Genomic DNA, 23793 nt, shown 5'->3' on the forward strand with positions numbered 1-23793 from the left:
ATACCTCAGCCTACCTAAAAAGCAGTACTTTCGGCATAAAAACACATAAAACAACTCCTTTTGACCATAATATCAGAACTTCTTCGAATTCTGAATTTACTTTCACTTGTTTTTGGTTTCTTTATAGTATGCAAAAAAATATAATAGGTTATGGCTCTATCTTCCACAAAGAAGATGCTACCCAGTTTACCAAAGAATTGGATGGTTCGTTCATGGGAGAACACCAACTCTTCTATGCAGGCCGTTATGCCATAAAACATATTATTCATGGTATTGCAAAACATAAGGAGATAACCAATATATGGTTACCCAACTATTATTGTCCTTTTGTAAAAAACTGGCTGGAACAAGAATTCAACAACATTAAATATTATGATGTAGACCCCTTTAAAGCCGACACCAATATGGAATGGTCTTCTTTTTCTTCTTCAGATGTTGTTTTAGCAAACAACTATTGGGGAATTAAACAGTATACCATACCTCAAGGAAAAAGACCAACGATCATAGAAGATCACTCACACGGTTGGTTGTCTAAAGGGTGTGTAGAAAGTAAGGCCGATTTTTGCATTGCGTCCCTGAGAAAAACGATTCCCATACCTTTAGGGGGTATTGCATGGAAACCCAAAGATAGCTCCTGTTCCATTCCTATGCCATTATTGGAGAATAAAGAACTTAACGCAGAGAACCCTATGGTAATGGCTTGGAACTACATGGATAAGGCCATGACCCAAAAAGCGGTTTGCGAACACCAAAACCAAAAAGAGGAATTTTTATCGGTCTATGGTGAAGGAGAAATGCTACTGAGAAACACGCAGGCCATATATCCACTTCAAAAACAACACGAGGCCATAATTCGTACCTTCCTGTTTAAAGATTATAACGCCTATAAAAAGAGACATTTGGCACTTATTGAAAAGAAATTAACGCCTTCTAACATGTTCAAGGTGGTTTCTGCTAAAAACAATGTTCCGTTCGGGCTATTAATAGCTTTTAAAGACCGAGCCGTGTTATGTAGCTTTAAAAAACACTTAATTTCCAACGATATTTACCCGGCCGAACTCTGGCCCCAAAACCAAATAGCACAAGAATACAAGTACCTACTAAACATACATGTAGATTATCGTTATAACAAAGAAGATATGTCACATTTTGCTGAAATAATTAACAAATGGGAGCCACAGACCATCTTTACACGCTCCGCAGATGACTCAGGACCAAAATCGGTACTATCTAAATAACCGAGTCCCTGTCGTTAAGTTTTATACTAACAAAATAATCGACTAACTTAGCCGTTCACCAGTATAGCAAAAACACATACCTTAATGATCTATAAAAATTATTTTAAGAGACCATTGGATTTTATGATGGCTCTTGGAGGACTCATTGTTCTCTCCCCCATCCTATTGATTGCTATTATAGTTTTGGCCATTGGCTTTCGAGGAAATCCCTTTTTTACACAAAGACGCCCAGGTAAAAATGAAAAAATATTTTCGGTCCTTAAATTAAAGACCATGACCAACAAAAAAGATGCCGCCGGGAACTTGTTACCGGATTCTGAGCGCTTAACGCCCCTTGGTATTTTTATACGTAAAACATCTATCGATGAATTGCCCCAGTTAATAAACGTACTCAAGGGAGATATGAGCTTGATAGGCCCCAGACCATTACTGATCAGATACTTACCCTACCACACCGAAGAAGAAAGAAGACGATTTTCTATACGGCCCGGCATTACGGGATTGGCTCAAATTTCGGGTAGAAATTTTATCACTTGGGAAGATAGGTTTGCCAAAGATGTAGAATACGTGGACAACCTAACATTTGCCATGGATGCCAAAATTTTTTGGGAGACATTAAAGAAAGTGATTTCCTCCGATGATATTGAGGTAGACCCACAATCTAACCCTAAAATGGAGTTTTTGGATGTTGAACGTAGTTCTTGGGAACAGTTTAAACACGTTAAAAAACAATAGCCATGAAAATTGTATTTATTGTAATGCGATTTGGCAAAGATGGCCTAGCTACCAACATTTTGGACCTTACACGAGGTTTGGTGCACAAAGGGCATGAATTACATATTATCACCAGTGGTTTTAAAAGTATTGCTTCTGACGACTACACCTTTTTTGAAAAACTAAAAACCGAGTTCAATACCCTTGGTGTTCAACTCCATTATTTTAAAGAACCTTCTGGCAACGCCTTAAAAAAAGGATTTGGTTCTATTGCAAGCCTTGTTAAAATAAGTTCTTTACTGGTACAATTGAAGGCCGATGTTATTCATTGTCATTCTCCGAACTTGACTTTTATTCCATGGCTCTTACGTAAAAAATATGTGTCTACGGTACATGCAGATACCATACGGCCCAATGCCCGATACAAACACCCAAATTTATTGATCGCCGTAAGTAAAGGGTCTCAAGAATTTACGGAAACTGTAATGGGGTCGCCAAGAGAAAGTATTAGAATGGTCTATCATGGTATCTCCGACAGATTTGCAAATGAAATACCCCAAGAGGACCTAAAAGCCCTAAAAATAAAAAACGGGATTCCTACCAATAAATTAATAATAGGGTTTGTTGGAAGAATTTCAGAAATGAAGGGCACCGATATTTTAATGGATGCCATAGGCAAACACTTGCCCGATTCGTTAAAGGAAAAAATCCATATTGTACTGGTAGGCGATTACCTTAACAAGGATAAAGAGCAATGGTTAGAAAATATGTTGCAAAAAAATCAATTGCAAGATAGGGTCACCGTCTTATCCTTTCAAGACCCAAAGCCCTTTTATCAGTTATTTGATGTTTTTGTGTTGCCATCACGTTCAGATACTTTTGGTTTGGTAGCGGTAGAAGCCATGATGAGCGGTTGTTGTACCATACGGGCCAATTCTAACGGTGCTTATGACCAAATAGACGATGGGGTCAACGGAATGATTTTCCCTATGGAAGACGCCCAACAATTGGGACAAAAACTGGTACAGGTACTTTCTGACGAAAATTTACGGGAAACCTTGGCAAAAAAAGGAAAAGAAAAAGCTTTGGCCAATTTTACACACCAACAAATGATCGATAATACCTTAAAGGTTTACGAAGAACTTATGAGCATGTAGCCATGGCCAAATAATCTTTAAACAACCTGTAAACTATCTGTTGTTTTCCCTGTATTTAGGAAAAAAGCCCTCTCTTATATTTTCTAATGCCGCACGGTCATCGTCCACTGTTACCCCAGACAGTTTTAAGCACTCTAAATATTGGTTTGGCATCACAATTTTTCTACCGGTGTAAAAATCGATATCATCATCAAAAGGGAAGTATTTCTTCTTGTACAGATATAGCTTGTCTTCTTTTCCGTTAGATAGCCCACCTCCGATCATATAATATTTGAGTCCCTCTTCATTGGCCCATTTAACGGCACTTATCTTTAAAAACTCATTCGGCCTTAATTTAAAATAGTTCGAATCGGTTCCTCCCAAAAAGGAATACATGGTTGCTTCTGAAATTAAGAAAAGCTCTGTAGAGATCGGAGTGCCATCTTTATAGACCAGCCCAATCGCACACTTTTCTTGATTATGCTTCCAAAACTCAATAAAATACTCCAACGGATGGTAAAAAGAGTCAATAGCATCCCTCCTATCCATGGTACCTATATATACTTGATAGAAATCCTTTATCTCTTTCTCTGTAATATTCTTATAAAAAAGCTTGAATTCTAAACCGGTTTTCTCGGCTTTACGAAATTGATTTCTTGTATTGGATTTTAGATTGGACCAAAAAAGTTCCCAATTCGTAATATCTCCTTTTACATTGTATAAAGAATGTACCGCCTCGCCTGAATAATTCTTATAATTATCAAAGAAATTAAAGCGTAAAAACTCTGACACTACATTGTTTTCCTTATACCACTCATCTACAAACTTCCAAAACTCAACCATCAGATCCGCTGAAATTCCTTCTTTAAAAAAAGGTCCGTTATAACCCCATGGGCTACTGATATCCTTATAACCCGTATCCCTATCCCCAAAAATTATTTTTCTAAGAAAAAAAGGCATCACTGCAATAACTTGGTCATCAGAAGACCTAAAAACAAAAAAATGTAACCGTTGTTGTTCGTTTTGTCCACTATTCAATAGTTCATAACAGTAATATGCACTTTCACAACCTACTTCTTCCAAAGCTTTCTTATAAAGAGCCGTATGTTGGTTGTTCTCAAACGAATAATTATTTAGTGTAAAAGTCTGTGTAGACTGCATGTTTGTATGTTTTGTGAAATAGAACGCAGATAAATTCAAAGAATTGTTTTTTTTGTCTACAAAAATTATTCTTGAACCAAACTACGCCACTTGTTATAAAGTCAACAAAAATACGTTAAAGAGACCACATTGAGAATCTTGTTCTCCCATATTTTATACTACCAATGGCCATATAAAGAAGAAACAAAAAAAACTTATATCAAAACAATGGCATGAACTTACATTCTTCACATAAGAATTAGGCAGCCGATTTGTAACTAAAAAACTACACACATATAAGAATACGTTTACTTTTATCCAAAATCGGACAAAAGACTAATTTTCAATGATATAATGACGTAATTTTTATTGTATTTAACTTTTTTTTATCATAATTTCATCCCGTTCCCCTTTTAATCTCAAAATACACTAAAATGAGAAAAACCTCTTGGGGAATTATTTTCTTACTTTCATGCGTTTACCTTTATTTTGGTTTTGGTCCGCTCGTAGTTGAGCCAGGTCTAACAAACCCTGAACCCGTAGGCGCCTTTTTGAACGGAAAATTTCCTGATGCCTCCGCATCGGATTTGCAATACCAACCTGCCTTTCCCAATATTTCGTTCGATTCTCCCTTAACCTTTACAAGTCTTCCCAGTTCAAACAAGTTGGTCGTAGGCCAAAGGAACGGTGAAATATATTGGTTCGAAAACGATAACAATGTTTCTCAGAAAAACCTTTTGCGGAATTTGTCGGATGAAGTGGGAGTAGTCTGGGACGGAGGTTTCTTAGGGCTGGCCGTTCATCCAGAATTTGGGCAAACCAACAAAAACTATTTCTACATATACTACACTACCAAAGATAGCCAAGGTCGTGATTACCCAGATGCATTCATCTCGGGTTTTGGTTGCGAGCGAGAAGATTATTGGGGTAATTTTTTAATACTAAAAAGAATTACCGTTGATCCCAACACATTTATATCGGACTCCAACGATGACTTGGTAATGATAAAAATGAGAATGTTCAGTTCTACCCACAGAGGAGGTGGTTTGGTCTTCGGAAACGACGGCTTTCTGTACTTGGCCACGGGAGACCAATCTGCCTATGCAAAACCACAAAATATTACGACCAATTTAGATGGCGGAGTATTAAGAATCGATGTTGACCAAAATCCATCAAAAAGCCATACTCCTACCAGAACATTTACAGAAGACGGGCGTTTTTCAGACGAGATATCCGGCATCGGTTATGGAATTCCGAATGACAATCCCTTCTTGAGTCCGGATGGAAGTAACTTTGAGGAATATTACACGATCGGACATAGAAATCCCCACAGAATGACCAAAGATAGACTTACAGGAGATTTTTATATAGGTGAAATTGGAGAAAGTAGACACGAGGAAATAAATAAATTGGAAGTCGGCGAAAATTATGGTTGGCCGGTTTACGAAGGAAATTATTTTAGGGGAACACAATGTGTAGATTTATTGGATAATATGCCACATAAAGCCCCTTTATTGGCTTTTTCAAGATCAGAGGCCAATGCCCTCATCGGTGGTTATGTCTATAGGGGCAATAACATGCCGGACTATTATGGCAAATATATCTGTGCGGATTATGGTGTCGGAGAAGAAATATGGGCAGTTGACACCAATACTGGCGATTATGAAATAATAACGCAATTTTCACCCACCAATATCATGTCGTTCGGTGAAGATAACAATGGAGAATTATACCTATTAAGTCAAGGTAATAATGTTACCTTATATAAACTGGGCCAAGAAAGCTCCCTTTCGGGATCCATGCCTCCATCATTGTCCAGCACCGAAGCATTTGAAGACCTTCAAAATATGGAGCCAAGTACAGGACTGGTTCCTTACGAGCTTATAGAATCTTTTTGGTCGGACGGTGCTCAAAAAAAACGATGGATGGCCATACCCAATAATGGTACTCACAACACGGCAGCAGAAAAAATTGCGTTTTCGGAAAATGGGGATTGGGATTTTCCCGTAGGTACTGTATTGATCAAGCACTTTGAGCTACCCATTGACGAGACCGACCCAAACAAGACCAAAAAATTAGAAACCAGATTTTCGGTCAAGGCCAGTAATGGCTCTTTTTATTTTGCTACCTATAAATGGAACGAACAGGAAACGGACGCCTATCTTCTAGAAACCGGTTTGGAAGAAGATATTCCTATTAAAAAAGCAAACGGAAGTACTGCATTTCAAAAATGGACCTACCCATCCAACCAAGATTGTATTGCCTGTCACAGCCCTGCAACCGGGGGTACTTTAGGACCTAGAACCCGATATTTAAATTCAGATTACACCTATGAAAAATCGGGGGTAACCTCTAATCAATTAGTAACCTTGAGCCATCTTGGAATCTTGGATGAAATTATTGATGATAATAAAACACAACAATACCAGACCTATAAAGCCCTTAATGACAACAACGCTAGTTTAGATGAAAAGGCAAGGTCTTATCTAGACCTAAACTGTGCGTACTGTCACAGACCGGGAAGCACCGGAGACAGAGCTCAATTTGACCTGAGATTGTTTAACGACCTGCAACAAACAAATTTATTATCGGCCGGAATCAATACCCCCCTTGGCATCAGTGATGAAAAAATACTTTATCAAGGAGATGCCACTAAATCCATCCTGTTTCATAGAATAAATAGTGATGACCCAACGGTTATGATGCCGCCAATAGCAAAAAATAAAATACACGGTGAAGCAGTACAATTAATAGAGGATTGGATCAATCAAATGGGATCACCTTCCACGCCTCCGAATACCGGTGACTATAGGATCGTAAACCACACAACTGGAAATACCATAATAGTAGTTAATGCAGGCCTAAATAATCGGGCCAACATTGCCGCAGGTGCTTATAATGAATTAGACAACGAACATTTTGCCCTTGAAGATGCAGGGGACGGTTTCTATCAGTTTAGAGCACTTCATAGTGGTAGATATATAGATGTTGAAATGGGCAACACGGCCCCAAATACGAATGTTTGGCAGTATGTAGGTAACGGTACGGATGCTCAACTCTGGCAAATATTGGATGCAGGTAACGATTCTTTTTATATCGTCAGTAAACTTTCTGGCTTCTACCTAGGAGAAAACTCCGATGGAAATGTTGCCGTACTACCAAACAATGACGGCAATGCCATTCGTTGGAAATTTCTTCCCATGGGTGCAGCTCCGGATACGGGCATAGCATTACAAACCACGGCTGTATCTACTTCGGAAGATGGCAGTGCTGTCAATGTTGACATTAGCTTAACCGCCGCTCCCATAGAGGATGTTGTTTTATTGGTTGCCGGTAGTAACAATACCGATGAATACACAATTTCCCCATCGGAACTTATTTTCTCTTCTTCTAATTGGGATGTTCCCCAGACAATTACCATAACCGGTGTAGACGACTCTGAAGCAGATGGAAACCAGCCGTATACTATAGATATTTCCGTTGATGACTCTAGAAGTGATAGTAGTTACCATGGACTTTCCGTTGCCATAAATGGAACCAATATAGACGACGACGGCACCTGTAACGGCACCTTGGTGGACGTGACCGACCCAGTGGGAAGCGGCGACATCACCTCAAGGGACGACTTCATACCCAAGGAGGACAGGTTCAAGGCCTTCGACAACAGAAAGGAAAGGGGCGATTTCAGCAAATGGCTCGATGCCGGGGGGATACCGGCACCATCCGACCCCAGTTGGATACAGATCGTGCTGGAACAGCCCAAAAGGGTCGAGACCATCGTGATCACCAGCGCCAACGACGAGATAGGAAGGGACCCCGAGGACTTCAGGCTCATGGGGTCCAACGGAGGCGCCTTCACCGAACTGGGCAGCTGGAGCGCACAGCAGTTCGACCAAAGGTACCAATCAAGGACATTCGAGGTCGCCAACCCAGGAACCTACGCACAGTACAGGCTGGAGGTAACCAAGAACCAAGGAGACCTGGAGATGACACAGCTCGCGGAGATCGAACTATTGGGATGCGAGCCCTCCTCCACCATGGAGATAGCGGTGACCGGTGTGGCCTTGTACCCCACCGAACTGGAAATGGAAATCGGCGATACCGTTCAGCTGACCGCCACCCTGTTGCCCGATAATGCCACAAATACCGAAATAACCTGGGAAAGCCAGGACAACGCCATAGCCAGCGTGGACACCAACGGAAACGTTACCGCACAGGCCACCGGTACCACCAACATTACCGTGACCTCCGATGACGGGAACTTTACCGATACCGCAACGGTCACCGTACGGGAACCGTTGGTCGACGACGGCACCTGTAACGGCACCTTGGTGGACGTGACCGACCCAGTGGGAAGCGGCGACATCACCTCAAGGGACGACTTCATACCCAAGGAGGACAGGTTCAAGGCCTTCGACAACAGAAAGGAAAGGGGCGATTTCAGCAAATGGCTCGATGCCGGGGGGATACCGGCACCATCCGACCCCAGCTGGATACAGATCGTGCTGGAACAGCCCAAAAGGGTCGAGACCATCGTGATCACCAGTGCCAACGACGAGATAGGAAGGGACCCCGAGGACTTCAGGCTCATGGGATCCAACGGAGGCGCCTTCACCGAACTGGGCAGCTGGAGCGCACAGCAGTTCGACCAGAGGTACCAGTCAAGGACCTTCGAGATACCCAACCCCGGAACCTACGCACAGTACAGGCTGGAGGTAACCAAGAACCAAGGAGACCTGGAGATGACACAGCTCGCGGAGATCGAACTATTGGGATGCGAGCCCTCCTCCACCGTGGAGATAACGGTGACCGGTGTGGCCCTGTACCCCACCGAACTGGCAATGGAAATCGGCGATACCGTTCAGCTGACCGCCACCCTGTTGCCCGATACTGCCACAAATACCGAAATAACCTGGGAAAGCCAGGACCACGCCATAGCCAGCGTGGACACCAACGGAAACGTTACCGCACGGGCCACCGGCATCGCCAACGTTACCGGGACCACCGAGGACGGGAACTTTACCGATACCGCAACGGTCACCGTCCGGGAACCCGTCGTGGACGACGGTACCTGTAACGGCACCTTGGTGGACGTGACCGATCGGGGGGGAAGCGGCGAGATCACCTCAAGGGACGATTTTATACCCAAGGAGGACAGGTTCAAGGCCTTCGACAACAGGAAGGAAAGGGGCGATTTCAGCAAATGGCTCGATGCCGGGGGGATACCGGCACCATCCGACCCCAGCTGGATACAGATCGTGCTGGAACAGCCCAAAAGGGTCGAGGCCATCGTGATCACCAGCGCCAACGACGAGATAGGAAGGGACCTTGAGGACTTCAGGCTCATGGGGTCCAACGGAGGCGCGTTCACCGAACTGGGCAGCTGGAGCGCACAGCAGTTCGACCAGAGGTACCAGTCAAGGACCTTCGAGATACCCAACCCCGGCACCTACGCACAGTACAGGCTGGAGGTAACCAAGTACCAAGGAGCCCTGAGATGACACAGCTCGCGGAGATCGAACTATTGGGATGCGCGCCCTCCTCCACCGTGGAGATAGCGGTGACCGGCGTGGCCCTGTACCCCACCGAACTGGAAATGGAAATCGGCGCTACCGTTCAGCTGACCGCCACCCTGTTGCCCGATACTGCCACAAATACCGAAATAACCTGGGAAAGCCAGGACCACGCCATAGCCAGCGTGGACACCAACGGAAACGTTACCGCACAGGCCACCGGCATCGCCAACATTACCGTGACCACCGATGACGGGAACTTTACCGATACCGCAACGGTCACCGTACGGGAACCCGTCGTGGACGACGGTACCTGTAACGGCACCTTGGTGGACGTGACCGATCCCGTGGGAAGCGGCGAGATCACCTCAAGGGACGATTTTATACCCAAGGAGGACAGGTTCAAGGCCTTCGACAACAGGAAGGAAAGGGGCGATTTCAGCAAATGGCTCGATGCCGGGGGGATACCGGCACCATCCGACCCCAGTTGGATACAGATCGTGCTGGAACAGCCCAAAAGGGTCGAGGCCATCGTGATCACCAGTGCCAACGACGAGATAGGAAGGGACCCCGAGGACTTCAGGCTCATGGGGTCCAACGGAGGCGCGTTCACCGAACTGGGCAGCTGGAGCGCAAAGCAGTTCGACCAAAGGTACCAATCAAGGACATTCGAGGTCGCCAACCCAGGAACCTACGCACAGTACAGGCTCGAGATAACAAAGAACCGGGGCGACCTGGAGATGACACAGCTCGCGGAGATCGAACTATTGGGATGCGATCAAAATGAAACAAATGCCATTGGCCTATCCTCAAAACTAGACTTCGACAATATATACCCTGTAAACGATAGTTTTATAATTGCACCGAACCCTGTAGGAGAAGAAAGAAGTATCTCACTTCAATTAACAAGTTCATTAGCAAATAAAGAAGTAACCGTTACGATATATAGTATGGAAGGAAAATTGGTTCATTCCTCAAAATTTCTGAATAGTGAAGGAATACTTGAACACTATATTCAACTTGATCATAGCTTACCCCATGGAATTTACATAATGGAACTAAGAAACAATAGGAATGAGAGATATAGAAAAAAAATCATATTAAACTAAGGCCAATAACATACAAACTATTTTAATAGCTTTTATACGAACCTATAAATATTAATGGGATATTTTAAATGAACATAGCCCTTAAAACCCAAAAATAGATTCATTAAAATAGAATTATTTATTAAGGTTTAAACCTTCACTCCTTAAAACAGAGATAATAGTTACTCATATGTTTTAATTGTATAACCACAGATTATGAAGCGTAAAATAAGAGCTCTTATTGTTTATATATTAACATGTACCCTCGGTAGATGGCTTGTATATGTGAACCCTAAAAAAGCAACCGAATTAATAGAAAAAGGAATTACAAACCTTAGGGATACGAGCCGTCTCAACTGGAAAGAAAAATTAATGAGAAGGGCCATTCTGCGTAAGGCCAAGAAAAAAGGAGATGTAAAGTCATTAGAAAAATTTCATCGCAATTATTGGATAAACCATGGGCATGATTTTTTTTCCTCGACAGAGAATCGAATGAAAAATGATTATTTACCCAAATACAAAGCAACTTTTGACATTCTAGAGAAAGAACTTTTAAAAGACCCTAAAAAGTATACCGCCATCGTAGAAATTGGAACTGGAGATGGTAGTATCTTAAACTTTTTAAGTGAAAAGTTTCCTCAAATAAACAGAATGGTCGGTATTGATTTAAGTGAAATTCAAATTGCGAAGAATAAAATAAAATATATAGAAAACACTAGATTAGAATTTGTTGCGGCAGACGGTTTTGAATGGGTTGAAGAAAATGGTTTAACAAATATGGTTTTTGTAACATTCAGAGGTGTATTGGAATATTTTACGGAACAACGGTTACAAGATTTTTTTCACAAACTGAACAGTATAGGAAAAACAACTTTTTTTGCCGTTGAACCTAACGGCCTTGACCATGATTTTAGTATAAACCCAAATTCTCAGATTTATGGCAATGAATGCGCTTTCTCCCATAATTATGTCAAACTTTTCCAAAATGCAGGATTTAGCATATGGCACCAATCACAAAAAATTGAAGGCGAACACCCAGATATTACAAGTATTATCGGGGCGAAAAATTTTTAACAAATCCTTTCTACTGTTAACACGTTAAATATCAATAATATAACACACCACATTACCTTAACTTATTATTGAAATTGATAATGCTATGACCAATGAACAAAAAACAACAAATTAAATGGGCCAATATCTTCATATTAACGAATATTTAAGGATTATATAGGAAATTACTAAACTTATATTGCCACTCGTATTAACTTCAACAATTATAATGGTTTTGATCTATTTGTGAAATAGTTTTATAAACCGAAGAAATTCTCAATAACAGTAATAAATGGACGCATCCCAAAAAAAATTATTAGAGCAATATAAAACTCTTAACGATACTTTTGTTTCCTACCCAGAAGTTCCTTTACACGACCTTGTGAGCAAGCAGGCCTTAATGAACCCTGAGCGTACCGCAATAGAGTTTCATGGAGAAAAAACAACTTTTCACGAGTTTGACCAAAAGTCCAATCAATTAGCAAATTATTTATTGTCTATAGGAACCAAACCAGGTGATTTAATAGGAGTTTGTTTACCACGATCTGGAGATGTATTAATTACCTTTATTGCGATAATGAAATGTGGTGCAACCTATGTTCCTTTAGATCCAGCCCACCCATCCCATAGATTAGAGTTTATGTTATCAGATTCGGATGCCAAGTTTCTGATAACCACGACAGAACTGTCTGAAATATTTTCTTCGGACCATAAAAAAATACTTAAAGACCAATCTATTGAAAAAATAGAAGAGTTTTCTACGGACAGCCCCAAAATAGCGGTTGCCATGGATACGTTGGTGTATATGATATATACTTCCGGTTCTACAGGCCAACCCAAAGGGGTTCCTATTTCCCATAAAAATTTAGTTAATGTACTGTGCAGTATGATAGATGAGCCAGGCATTACTGAAGAAGATAGAATATTGGCCATAAATATTTTCTCGTTTGACATGTGCGGTGTTGAAATATATGCTCCTTTGGTAAAAGGCGCCTGTATTGTTATGGCCGACAATGACATGGTATTGGACAATCATGTTCTGTTGAACATTATCATAAATGAAAAAATAACATTTATGCAAGCCACTCCCACTAGATGGCAGTTGATTCTTAATGCCGGATGGGGACAACGTGTTAACTTAAAAGCACTTACCGGGGGTGAACCCATTTCAAAAAAATTGGCGAACGAACTATTGGATAGATGTACTTCTGTCTGGAATATGTATGGCCCAACGGAAACCACCATATGGTCTTCATTAAAAAGGATAGAAAGGGACGACGAGATAATTACCGTAGGTAAATCAATAGCGAATACCGCGATATACATTCTTGGAAAAAACGGGGAACTAGTACCATCCGGAACTATTGGTGAAATTGCCATTGCGGGCACTGGGACAGCTATAGGGTATTGGAAAAGGCCTGATCTTACCGAAGAAAAATTCATTGAAAACACCTTTCAGCCGGAAAAGGGAAAAGTATTGTACAAAACCGGGGATTTAGGTAAAATTTTGCCAAACGGAGAAATACAATGCTTAGGCCGAATAGACCAACAGGTTAAAGTAAGAGGGCACCGGATAGAACTAGGCGAAATAGAAGCTTTTATAGATAAGCTTCCGCATATTCAAAAATCTATTGTAGTAGTCAATACCTCGATGACAGGAGAACCCCAATTGGTTTCTTACATAAAATCGGACAAGAAACTTAAGGACATGCCCGATTTTCACAAAAAAATCAGGGAAATGCTGCCAGATTACATGGTTCCTTCCTTTTATGTCCAGGTAGATGAATTCTCGAAAACCGCAAGTGGAAAAATTGATAGAAACGCCTTACCAGAACCAAAATATGAACGTCCGGATTATTTGGCTCCTTTCGTAAAGCCTTCGACAAAATATCAAAAATTAATAGCCGAGGTATGGTTAGAAGTGTTGAGAATACCTTCTATTGGTATAGATGACAACTTTTTTGAAATCGGGGGAACATCAATACTGGGACAAAAAGCGATAGTTATTTTACAGAAGAAGTTAAACACCTCTATTCCGATAACCAAGCTTTATCAATTTCCTACTATACGAAAGCTCGCTGCCCATTTAGAAATTCCTAAGAAAAAGAATTCAACCAAAAAATCGCAAAAAGGAAAAACCGAAAAGAATCTTCAGAACCATAAAGATATTGCGGTTATTGGAATGGCAGGAAGGTTTCCTGGTGCCCAATCTGTTCAAGAACTGTGGGATGTACTTTTAGAAGGAAGAGAAACAACTTCATTTTTTACGGCCGAAGAAATAGACAAAAATATACCAGAGGCCATACGCAAAGACCCTTTATATGTTCCTGCCCGTGGAGTTGTGCCTTCTGCCAAAGAGTTTGATTCTAAATTTTTTGGCCTTAACCCCAGGCTGGCCCTTGCCATGGATCCACAACAACGTTTGTTTATGGAAATATCCTGGGAGGTTTTAGAACAGACAGGTTACCTACCTAGGCATTATGACGGAAGTGTGGGCGTATATGCCGGTTGCGGTTACAATACCTATTACATAAACAATGTTATACCGAACAAAGACTTATTAGATCAAGTAGGTGAGTTTGTAGCCACCACCGTAAACGACAAAGATTACATAGCTACTAGAACCGCATATCACTTAAATTTAAAGGGTCCTGCCATTAGTGTCCATTCAGCTTGCTCCACTTCGTTACTTGCGATAGCAGAGGCTACGGAAGCTTTAAGAACAGGACAATGTGATGTTGCCCTGGCCGGTGCCGCCAGTGTAACGTCTCCAATGAACAGTGGACATTTATACCAAGAAGGAGCTATAAAAACACCGACAGGCCATTGCTGTCCATTTGACGAAAACGGTAAAGGAACGGTTTTTAGTGACGGTGCCGGAGTGGTATTATTAAAAACCTTGGAAGATGCCGAAAGGGACGGTGATACCATTTACGGAGTTATAAAAGGAATAGGACTAAGCAACGATGGCGGAGAAAAAGGAAGCTTTACCGCACCAAGTGCAGAAGGACAATCACAGGCCATTATCAATGCTTTGGACGATGCTCAAATATCTCCTTCGGAAATAAGCTATGTAGAGGCACACGGAACCGCTACTCCGGTTGGAGACCCTATTGAAATAGAAGGCCTTGAAATGGCTTTTGGTGAACAAGAAAAGAAAAATTTCTGTGCTGTGGGTTCTATAAAAAGTAATATGGGACACCTTACCTCAGCGGCTGGGGTTGCAGGTTTTATAAAGACAATATTGGCAATGTACCACAAACAAATTCCTGCTTCTTTGGGGTACTCAAAACCAAACCCGCTGATAGATTTTGAAAATAATCCATTTTTTGTAAATAATGTTTTAAGAAATTGGGATGTAGAAGGAAAAAGAAAGGCAGGCATCAGTTCTTTCGGTGTCGGGGGCACAAATGTGCATGTGGTTGTTGAAGAATATGAAAATAAAACAAAAACTAGCGACGAAGGAAGACCTGTACAACTACTTACATGGTCGGCCAAGTCACAAAAAAGCTTAGATGGTTATCAAAAAGCACTGGGCGACCATATAGACAAAGCAGCTACTCCCCTAGCCGATATAGCCTATTCGCTCAATGTTACAAGAGACATCTTTAACAATAGAAGCTTTGTAGTAGCTGGTCAATTAACCGAGGCCAGCGAAAAACTATTATCTGAAAATAGTAAGGACGTAAAGAGTAACTCTTTAAGGACGATTCCAAGCGAACTAGGATTTCTATTTCCCGGCCAAGGATCACAATACCTGCAAATGGGAAAAGAACTCTATGAAAATGAGTCAGTATTTAAAGAGGCTGTAGATACCTGTGCAGACATTTTACTGAACGAGTTTCAACTAGATATAAGAAACGTAATTTTTCCGGAAACAAATAATACAGAATCCGAAGAAAGATTAAAAGATACGAAGTATACACAGCCGGCATTGTTCGTTATCGAATATGCCCTATCACAACTTTGGTTAAGCTGGTCTATTAAACCTACCTTTTTATGCGGACATAGTATAGGTGAATTTGTTGCTGCCCACGTAGCGGGAGTATTTACCTTGACCGATGCATTGCGTTTAATAACGGTAAGGGGCAAATTGGTAAGCGAGCTTCCCGGTGGAAGCATGCTTTCCGCTAGAACCTCTGTAGACAATTTATCGAAAATTATACCGGAGACACTTTCTATTGCCGCGGTAAATTCAGATCAATTATGCGTAATATCGGGTCCGGACAAGGAAATTGAAAATTTTGCACAACAACTAAAAGCAGATGGCATTGCCAATATGCTTTTAGCTACGAGCCATGCTTTTCATTCTACCATGATGGAACCTATTTTGGATGTCTTTGAAAAAGAAGTCAGAAAAGTTTCTTTAAAGGCTCCGAATATACCTATGATCTCAACGGTAACAGGCACATGGTTAAGTGATACGGATGCTACAAACCCAAAATATTGGACAGACCATCTACGCGATACCGTGCGTTTTTCAGACGCAATGGATACTATTTTAAACATGGAGGATGATGCCCTACTTTTGGAAATAGGTCCAGGTCGTGCCCTTACGACATTGGCTCATCAGAAAAAAGGAGAGAAAACCGTAACTGCCATTTCCAGTTTGCCTTTACCCAAAAAGGGTGAAAACTCCTATCAAGCGCTATTAACGGCATTGGGCCAATTGTGGTTAAAGGGTATAGAGCCGAATTGGAAAGAATTTTATAAAGACCAATCTAGACAAAAAGTACTGTTACCATCTTACGTATATGACCGTAAGCCTTGTTGGATAGATCCTCCAGCTTCAGTGCCTCAATTTATCGACAATTCAACCATAGAAGAAAACATTATTCAACAAGAAAGTCCTGTAGAGACTAAGATCAATCAAAGTATTACGAATATGAGAAAAGAGAATATCCTTCAAAAAATTTCAGAAATAATTTTAAAGACTTCCGGTATAGAACTTGAAGCAGGGGATACCACTTATAACTTTTTAGAACTTGGCCTAGATTCTTTAGTGCTAACCCAAATGGCCACTACTTGTAAGAGAGAGTTTGATACGGCCATTACTTTTAGGCAACTTAGTGATGAGTTGAATACACCAGAGCTCTTGGCAAATTATTTGGATGAAGTTTTACCAGAGGAAAGTTTTGCCCCTGAACCAGCACAACCAATAAGCATCCCGGTGCAGCAAGCAGTAAACAATACTTCTCCGACACCTGTTCCCCAGTCCATTCCGCAATCTACGGTGACGACAGGGAACCATTATATCAACAATACAGATAATACTGCAGTAAGCCTTATTGCCCAACAACTTCAATTATTAGGAAAGCAATTGGATTTACTTCAAGGGAACGGAACAATGCAAAATAACCCCGTTCAAAACCAACCAGTTAACCCTGTTACCCCAAATACAGTTCAAAATAACGGAAGTTTTAAAGCTCCTTTGACCGCTAGTGCAGCACCGTCAAATGATTCTTTGTCCGAAGAAGAGAAAAAAGAATTAAAAAAACCTTTTGGAGCTTCTCCGAAGATTGAAAAACAGCCCACAGAGATTACTCCCGAACACCAAGCATTTTTAGAAAAACTTATAAAACGTTATAACAAAAAAACAGCTTCGAGTAAGGCTTATTCGCAAAAACATCGCTCTTATATGGCCGACCCTAGGGTAGTTTCCGGATTTAAACCGGCAACCAAAGAATTGGTGTACCCTATTGTTATCGAAAGATCATCGGGCAATCGTTTGTGGGATTTGGACGGCAATGAGTACATTGACGCCCTTAATGGTTTTGGTGCCGGTCTATTTGGTCACCAACCAGATTTCATAAAAGAAGTTTTACACAAACAAGTAGACCTTGGTTTCGAAGTAGGCCCACAACACCCACTTGCAGGTGAAGTATGTAAATTGTTATGTGAATTTACCGGCCATGATCGTGCAGCCCTTTGTAATACAGGTTCTGAAGCTGTACTGGGTGCAGTGCGTATTGCAAGAACAGTTACTGGACGTTCACTAATTGTTTCGTTCGCAGGTTCTTACCATGGTATCAATGACGAAGCCTTGGTACGAGGTTCCAAAAAATTAAAAACTTTTCCTGCTGCAGCAGGAATTTTGTCAGATTCCGTACAAAATGTATTGGTATTGGAGTATGGAACAGAGGAAAGTTTAAGAATCATTAAAGAAAGGGCTAATGAAATAGCTGCGGTCTTAGTAGAGCCCGTACAAAGTAGAAGACCGGAATTTCAACCAATAGAATTTCTTAAAAAGGTGAGAGAGGTTACCACGGAATCGGAAACCGTTCTAATTTTTGATGAAATAATTACAGGCTTTAGAACACATCCAGGAGGGGCACAGGCACTTTTTGGCATCAAAGCGGATATTGCAACCTATGGTAAAGTTATTGGTGGAGGTATCTCTATCGGGGCAATTTTAGGAAAAAGACAATATATGGATGCCCTTGATGGTGGGTTCTGGCAATATGGAGACGATTCTTTCCCAGAAGTAGGTGTCACCTATTTTGCTGGAACATTTGTACGTCACCCCTTAGCACTGGCCACTACCAAAGCTTCTTTAAATTTCATGAAAGAAAAAGGTCCGGAGCTTCAAAAAGGACTTTCTGAAATGACCGAAGGATTGGCCATTGAATTGAACAAGGAGTTTACTAAACGAAAACTACCTATTCAAGTCAATTATTACGCTTCTTTATGGAGACTTAAAATAATGGAGGATATTCCTTATTCCGAATTGCTATTCGTATTATTACGAGAAAAAGGAATCCATATTATGGATGGTTTCCCATGTTATATGACCATAGCGTATACACAAGAAGATATAAGAAAAATTATTGATACCATCTTAGAGAGTATCGATGAACTTATTGAAGTAGGCATCTTTAAATCGGAAACGAACGGTAGCGCTACCTCCAATGGAAACAAGTCTTCTATAAAATCATTGAACACACCGCCTGTAGAAGGCGCAAGACTTGGTATGGACGAGTCTGGAAATCCTGCATGGTTTGTTGAAGATCAAAAGAAAAATGGATCGTACGTTAAATTTGACATTTAAAAGGTAACCCTAATCAAATAACCGAATTACTTTGATAGCATAAGTCTAACGAAGTAAAACAATAAACAATATAATGCAAGACATAGTTGCCTTTAATCCGTTTGTCGGACCTGCAATCGAAAAAATAATTCCAATAGTACAAGCGCAAGCTGAAGTATGGATTGCCTGTAAGTTGGGGGGAGAAGATGCAAACCGGGCCTATAATGAATCTGTTTCCCTTATCTTAAAGGGCCATTTGAATAAAGCAGGACTAGAGGATGCCATACAGAAGTTAGTTCAACGTCATGAAGCACTAAGATCTACCTTTAGTAGGGACGGGCGTTTTATGACCGTCTTTGAGGAGCTACCCATTACACCTGTGTACAAGGATTTTTCGCAACTTGACGAAGCGGAAAAAAATAGGTCCATAAAAGGTTATTTGTCTGAAGATGCCCATTATATTTTCGATTTGGTAGAAGGGCCATTATTTAAGATAGGTTTATTGAAATTATCGGAACTGGAACACCAATTAGTGCTCACGGCCCATCATATTATATGTGATGGTTGGTCTACAGGTATTATGCTCGAGGAAATAGGAAGTTTCTATTCAGCCTATACATCAGGGAAAACACCAGATGTTCCAGAACCCGAAATGTATAGCTCCTATGCCGAAGAAGAACAAGAGTTTATTCAAAGTAAAGACTATATTGCCACAGAACAATATTGGTTAAAACAATATGAAAAATCGGTTCCGACCGTAACACTTCCTACCGATTTCCCAAGACCTCAATTAAGAACTTTTAAAAGCAATCGCTTAGATTTTGCTATTGACAGTGATTTAGTAGCAGACCTAAAAAAAGTTGGAATAAAATCAGGTGCCAGTTTTGTAGTTACCTTGATGGCCGCTTTTGAAGTTTTTCTTTACCGACAAACAGGACAAGATGACCTAGTTTTGGGGCTACCGGCCGCAGGCCAATCCCTAAGCGGAAAAACCCAATTGATAGGACACTGTGTAAATCTGTTACCATTACGGACCAAAATTGCTGCAAATATTCCTTTTAACGAATATTTAAAAACCCGAAAAATTGCATTGTTCGATGCCTACGAACACCAGCAATTTAGTTTTGGCCAATTACTTCAAAAACTGGCCATTGCAAGAGATCCTTCTCGGGTACCATTGGTACCGATCATGTTCAATATAGATATGGGCATGGCCAATGCGGTTTCATTTGATGGATTGGACTATAAGCTAAAGAGCAACCCTAGGGCATTTGAAGCTTTTGAGCTTTTTCTAAACGCGACCGGAACAGAAGATGAACTCATTCTAGAATGGGCCTATAACTCTGCGTTGTTTTCCTCTTCTACCATAGAGCAAATGATGGTTTCTTTTAAAGAAGTACTACACGGTATTGTTGCCAACCCAAGTATCGAAATAGGAAATATCGTAAAGATAGATACTAAACCTTATGCGGAGCTAAACAACACTGTGGTTTCTTATCCACAACTGGCATTACATGAACTTTTAGCCGAACAAGCTCAAAATACACCTTTAAAACAAGCCATAAAATTTGGCGATTCTAACATTTCTTACGAAAATTTAGAAAAGCAAGGTCATCAATTGGCTCATTATTTTATAGAACAAGGGGTGGCGCCTGGCGATTATATTGCCGTCTCATTACCGCGTTCAATTGAACTTGTAGTTACGCTTATTGCCATCATGGAATGTGGTGCCGCCTACCTACCTTTAGACCCTAACTACCCTAGCAAACGGTTAGAGTATATGTTAGAGGACTCTGAAGCCAAATATTTGATAACGACCAAAAACCTATCCTCTTCCTTAAAGTCCAATTCCAAGACTTTACTTTTAGAAGACATCTTTAAAGGCCTATCAAAATATCCCAATGCATCTCCCAATATAAAAGTTGACAATAGTGAAGTAGTTTATTTGCTGTACACTTCCGGCTCTACCGGAAAACCAAAGGGAGTTCCTGTAACGCACAAGAATTTGGTCAATTTTCTGTTTAGCATGTTACAAGAGCCCGGTATCAAAGAAACCGACAAACTACTCTCCATTACAACGATATCCTTTGATATTGCAGGTTTAGAACTTTTTGTTCCCTTATTAAAAGGTGCTTCATTGGTATTGACGGATGAAGAAACCGCCAGGGACAGCCGTCTTTTGTTAGAGGTCATGGAAGATGAGTCTATAACAATGATGCAGGCCACTCCAACAACTTGGCAAATGCTTTTAGATGCTGGTTGGAAAAAACCCTTGCCCATAAAAGCCTTGTGTGGAGGTGAAGCATTACCTATTGTATTGGCGAAAAATATATTGGAAAGAGTAGATGAGTTATGGAACATGTACGGCCCTACCGAAACCACAGTTTGGTCCGCCGTTAAGCAAATTTCAAAATCAGACGACCTGATAACCGTTGGAAAACCTATTGCCAATACTCAAATTTATATTGTAAATGAGCACAATCAGCTGGTAGAACCCGGTAAAACGGGTGAGCTGTGCATTGCCGGAGATGGTGTCGCCAAAGGATATTGGAAAAGACAAGACCTAACAGCTGAAAAATTCACAAAAAATCCTTTTGAATCAGATTTAGGACCTATTCTTTATCACACTGGAGATTTGGCCAAATTGCTTCCCTCAGGAGAAGTTCAATGTTTGGGTCGTATAGATCAACAAATAAAAATCAGGGGTCATCGTATTGAGCTCGGTGAAATTGAACAAGCCCTGGATTCTTTAGATGGCGTGCAATCATCCGTAGTATTGTTGAATGGAGATAATTTGGTCGCAAACCTAATTCCTGCGCATATAGGAGATACAAGCACCGAACAAATAAACAGTTGGAAAGAAACTTTAAGGGAACAACTGCCCCCTCATATGGTACCCCAGCAGTTTAATTTGGTACAAGAATTTCCAACAACATTAAATGGCAAGATTGACAGGAAAGAATTACTTAGTCTTTTATCTAAAAAAAATACTGCTACAAGTTTTGTTGACCCTAGCACAAAATCAGAAAAAATTATCGCCTCCATATGGCAAGAATGTCTTGGTATAGATAAAATAAATGTTAATAGCGACTTTTTTGAACTCGGAGGACATTCATTGATAGCCGTGAGGGTAATGACGCAACTAGAAAAAGAAACAGGCAATAGATTGCCGTTAGTTGCCTTGTTGAAAAACCCAACGGTTAAAAAATTGGCAGCATATATGGATAGTGAATTCATTACTTGGGATTCATTGGTGCCATTAAAACCAGAAGGAAACAAACCTCCATTATATATAGTACACGGAGCTCATCACAATGTTTTTATATTTAATGACCTGGCCAAGCAATTAGACGATGACCAACCCGTCTACGCACTTCAACCAAAAGGTCTTAACGGCGTTTCGGAACCACATGACTCTATTGATGAAATGGCAGCACATTATGTCTCTGAGATTATAGCATCAAACCCTGAAGGACCTTATGCCCTCGCCGGATTTTCGTTAGGGGGAATCGTAGCTTTTGAAATGGCCAGACAATTAAGGGAACAAGGCAAAGAAGTAAAAATATTAGCTCTCTTTGATAGCTACGTCTTTCCGTATTACTACTATAAAAACCCTTTCAAGAAAAAAGTTGTATCGTTCCTATATCTTTTAGGAAGGGTAACTTTTATCTTCTTGAATATGTTCAGTAGTGCGAAAAATTTTAAAAGAAGGGTTCAGTTGATAAAGCTCCATGTTTCCGGATTATTCCTACGAATGAAAATCGGTAAGGAAAAACAACATGAAATGCAACATAACCGTTCATTGAAAATGGATACGATGCATAACCAAGCCACCGATCGTTACACGATTGTTCCACAAGATATGGTAGTGGACCTCTTTAGGGCCAAACAGGATATTTATTTCGCGCATGATTATAATTTATTGGGGTGGAAAAATATAGCTAAAAAAGGCATACGTAAACATATGGTACCTGGTAACCATATTGATATGTTCTCGTCGCCTAACGTAGAAGTATTTGCAAATAGCCTACAAGACGTTTTGGACAATTATGATACAGAAAACAAAGAGTAGGTTATTTTGCGGTACAGTAGAGACTCCTATTGATATTACTACAACTATTTCTGAAAACAAATCTGAAATAAAGCTATTCAAAATAAAACTATCCGACTTTTACGATCGGAGCCCTGACCTGGAAATCTACCTAGATAAAGTAGAATTACAGCGTTCACAAAAGTACCATTTTAAAAAGGACAGGAATAGGTTTATTATATGCCGGTCATTCCTTAAACTCTTGTTGGCGGAATATACCAAATTAGACATTTCACAGATACATATCGACATACACCAAAACAAAAAACCCTATCTCCGCTCCCATCCATCCGTATTTTTCAATGTTTCCCATACCAATGATTATGGCTTAATTGCAATAGGAAACAATGCTGTAGGAATAGACGTAGAAAAAATAGATAGGGAAAACGACTTTACCGAAACCATACCTTATATATTTAATAAAAATGAAGTTCTGGCACTAGAAAGTGCCACGGACAAGCAGAAGTTGTTCTATAAGTTTTGGACCCGCAAAGAAGCTATTGTAAAGGCAACCGGAAAAGGTATAGAGGACGATTTTAGACAAATTCCATCCTCCGAAGGGCACCACTTGGTTACATCTCAATTATTGGCGGATATTACCGATCTAACGGTTTTAAGTTTTGATATTAACGAAGAATATATTGGAGCTGTAGCATACGAAGGAAATCATGAAGATATCGTTTCCCTGCAGTTCTCACCACTTCCATCCATATCATCGTTTTAATTAAATGCGATTGTCATACTTAACCATTACATAGTAAGCTACTGGCTACCATACAACTTTGGAGTTTCTT

At 40.6% G+C, this 23793-nt stretch carries 10 protein-coding genes; 9 read left to right on the forward strand and 1 reads right to left on the reverse strand.

Annotated elements, in window-relative coordinates; translation table 11 throughout:
* The first annotated feature begins 128 nt into the window (after nt 1-128).
* The 3 genes from AB657_RS06700 to AB657_RS06710 all read left to right on the forward strand — a co-directional run bounded on the left by AB657_RS06700 (nt 129) and on the right by AB657_RS06710 (nt 3109).
* Nucleotides 129-1238 (forward strand): hypothetical protein, encoded by a 1110-nt coding sequence (locus tag AB657_RS06700; protein WP_047245791.1) that lies wholly within the window; start codon nt 129-131, stop codon nt 1236-1238.
* A gap of 87 nt (nt 1239-1325) precedes the next feature.
* Nucleotides 1326-1973 (forward strand): sugar transferase, encoded by a 648-nt coding sequence (locus AB657_RS06705; protein ID WP_047247850.1) that lies wholly within the window; start codon nt 1326-1328, stop codon nt 1971-1973.
* Nucleotides 1974-1975: 2 nt separating this feature from the next.
* Nucleotides 1976-3109, forward strand: coding sequence for a glycosyltransferase family 4 protein (locus AB657_RS06710; protein ID WP_047245792.1), 1134 nt, complete (start codon nt 1976-1978; stop codon nt 3107-3109).
* Nucleotides 3110-3142: 33 nt separating this feature from the next.
* On the opposite strand, the gene AB657_RS06715 is transcribed toward AB657_RS06710, so the two are convergent.
* Entirely contained in the window at nt 3143-4249 is a 1107-nt protein-coding gene (locus AB657_RS06715; RefSeq protein WP_052958643.1) for a GNAT family N-acetyltransferase, read from the reverse strand.
* A 413-nt stretch (nt 4250-4662) separates the two neighbouring features.
* Between AB657_RS06715 and AB657_RS17625 the strand changes: the two genes are divergently transcribed.
* The 6 genes from AB657_RS17625 to AB657_RS06750 all read left to right on the forward strand — a co-directional run bounded on the left by AB657_RS17625 (nt 4663) and on the right by AB657_RS06750 (nt 23723).
* Nucleotides 4663-9729 (forward strand): PQQ-dependent sugar dehydrogenase, encoded by a 5067-nt coding sequence (locus AB657_RS17625; protein WP_052958644.1) that lies wholly within the window; start codon nt 4663-4665, stop codon nt 9727-9729.
* Between the two features lie 68 nt (nt 9730-9797).
* A complete protein-coding gene (locus AB657_RS17630) occupies nt 9798-10850 on the forward strand; it encodes an Ig-like domain-containing protein (RefSeq protein ID WP_198146889.1) in 1053 nt (350 codons plus the stop codon).
* A gap of 195 nt (nt 10851-11045) precedes the next feature.
* Nucleotides 11046-11903: a class I SAM-dependent methyltransferase gene (locus AB657_RS06735; RefSeq protein ID WP_047245793.1), complete on the forward strand. Its 858-nt coding sequence runs from the start codon at nt 11046-11048 to the stop codon at nt 11901-11903.
* A gap of 271 nt (nt 11904-12174) precedes the next feature.
* Complete coding sequence (locus tag AB657_RS06740; protein WP_047245794.1) at nt 12175-18930, forward strand: type I polyketide synthase; 6756 nt, start codon at nt 12175-12177, stop codon at nt 18928-18930.
* A gap of 73 nt (nt 18931-19003) precedes the next feature.
* Nucleotides 19004-22981, forward strand: coding sequence for a non-ribosomal peptide synthetase (locus tag AB657_RS06745; RefSeq protein ID WP_047245795.1), 3978 nt, complete (start codon nt 19004-19006; stop codon nt 22979-22981).
* On the forward strand, nt 22959-23723 hold the full coding sequence (locus tag AB657_RS06750) for a 4'-phosphopantetheinyl transferase family protein (RefSeq protein WP_047245796.1): 765 nt from the start codon (nt 22959-22961) through the stop codon (nt 23721-23723). The genes AB657_RS06745 and AB657_RS06750 overlap by 23 nt, the downstream gene beginning before the upstream one ends.
* Nucleotides 23724-23793: the final 70 nt, after the last annotated feature.

This window comes from Maribacter thermophilus, assembly GCF_001020565.1.
In the GTDB taxonomy this organism is placed as follows: Bacteria; Bacteroidota; Bacteroidia; order Flavobacteriales; family Flavobacteriaceae; genus Maribacter; species Maribacter thermophilus.

What these genes read in the sequence shown, in the direction of transcription:
- AB657_RS17625 (WP_052958644.1), top strand. Translation starts at nt 4,663, where the DNA reads ATGAGAAAAACCTCTTGGGGAATTATTTTCTTACTTTCATGCGTTTAC.
- AB657_RS06715 (WP_052958643.1), bottom strand. Translation starts at nt 4,249, where the DNA reads ATGCAGTCTACACAGACTTTTACACTAAATAATTATTCGTTTGAGAAC.
- AB657_RS06750 (WP_047245796.1), top strand. Translation starts at nt 22,959, where the DNA reads ATGATACAGAAAACAAAGAGTAGGTTATTTTGCGGTACAGTAGAGACT.
- AB657_RS06745 (WP_047245795.1), top strand. Translation starts at nt 19,004, where the DNA reads ATGCAAGACATAGTTGCCTTTAATCCGTTTGTCGGACCTGCAATCGAA.
- AB657_RS06740 (WP_047245794.1), top strand. Translation starts at nt 12,175, where the DNA reads ATGGACGCATCCCAAAAAAAATTATTAGAGCAATATAAAACTCTTAAC.
- AB657_RS06735 (WP_047245793.1), top strand. Translation starts at nt 11,046, where the DNA reads ATGAAGCGTAAAATAAGAGCTCTTATTGTTTATATATTAACATGTACC.
- AB657_RS06710 (WP_047245792.1), top strand. Translation starts at nt 1,976, where the DNA reads ATGAAAATTGTATTTATTGTAATGCGATTTGGCAAAGATGGCCTAGCT.
- AB657_RS06700 (WP_047245791.1), top strand. Translation starts at nt 129, where the DNA reads ATGCAAAAAAATATAATAGGTTATGGCTCTATCTTCCACAAAGAAGAT.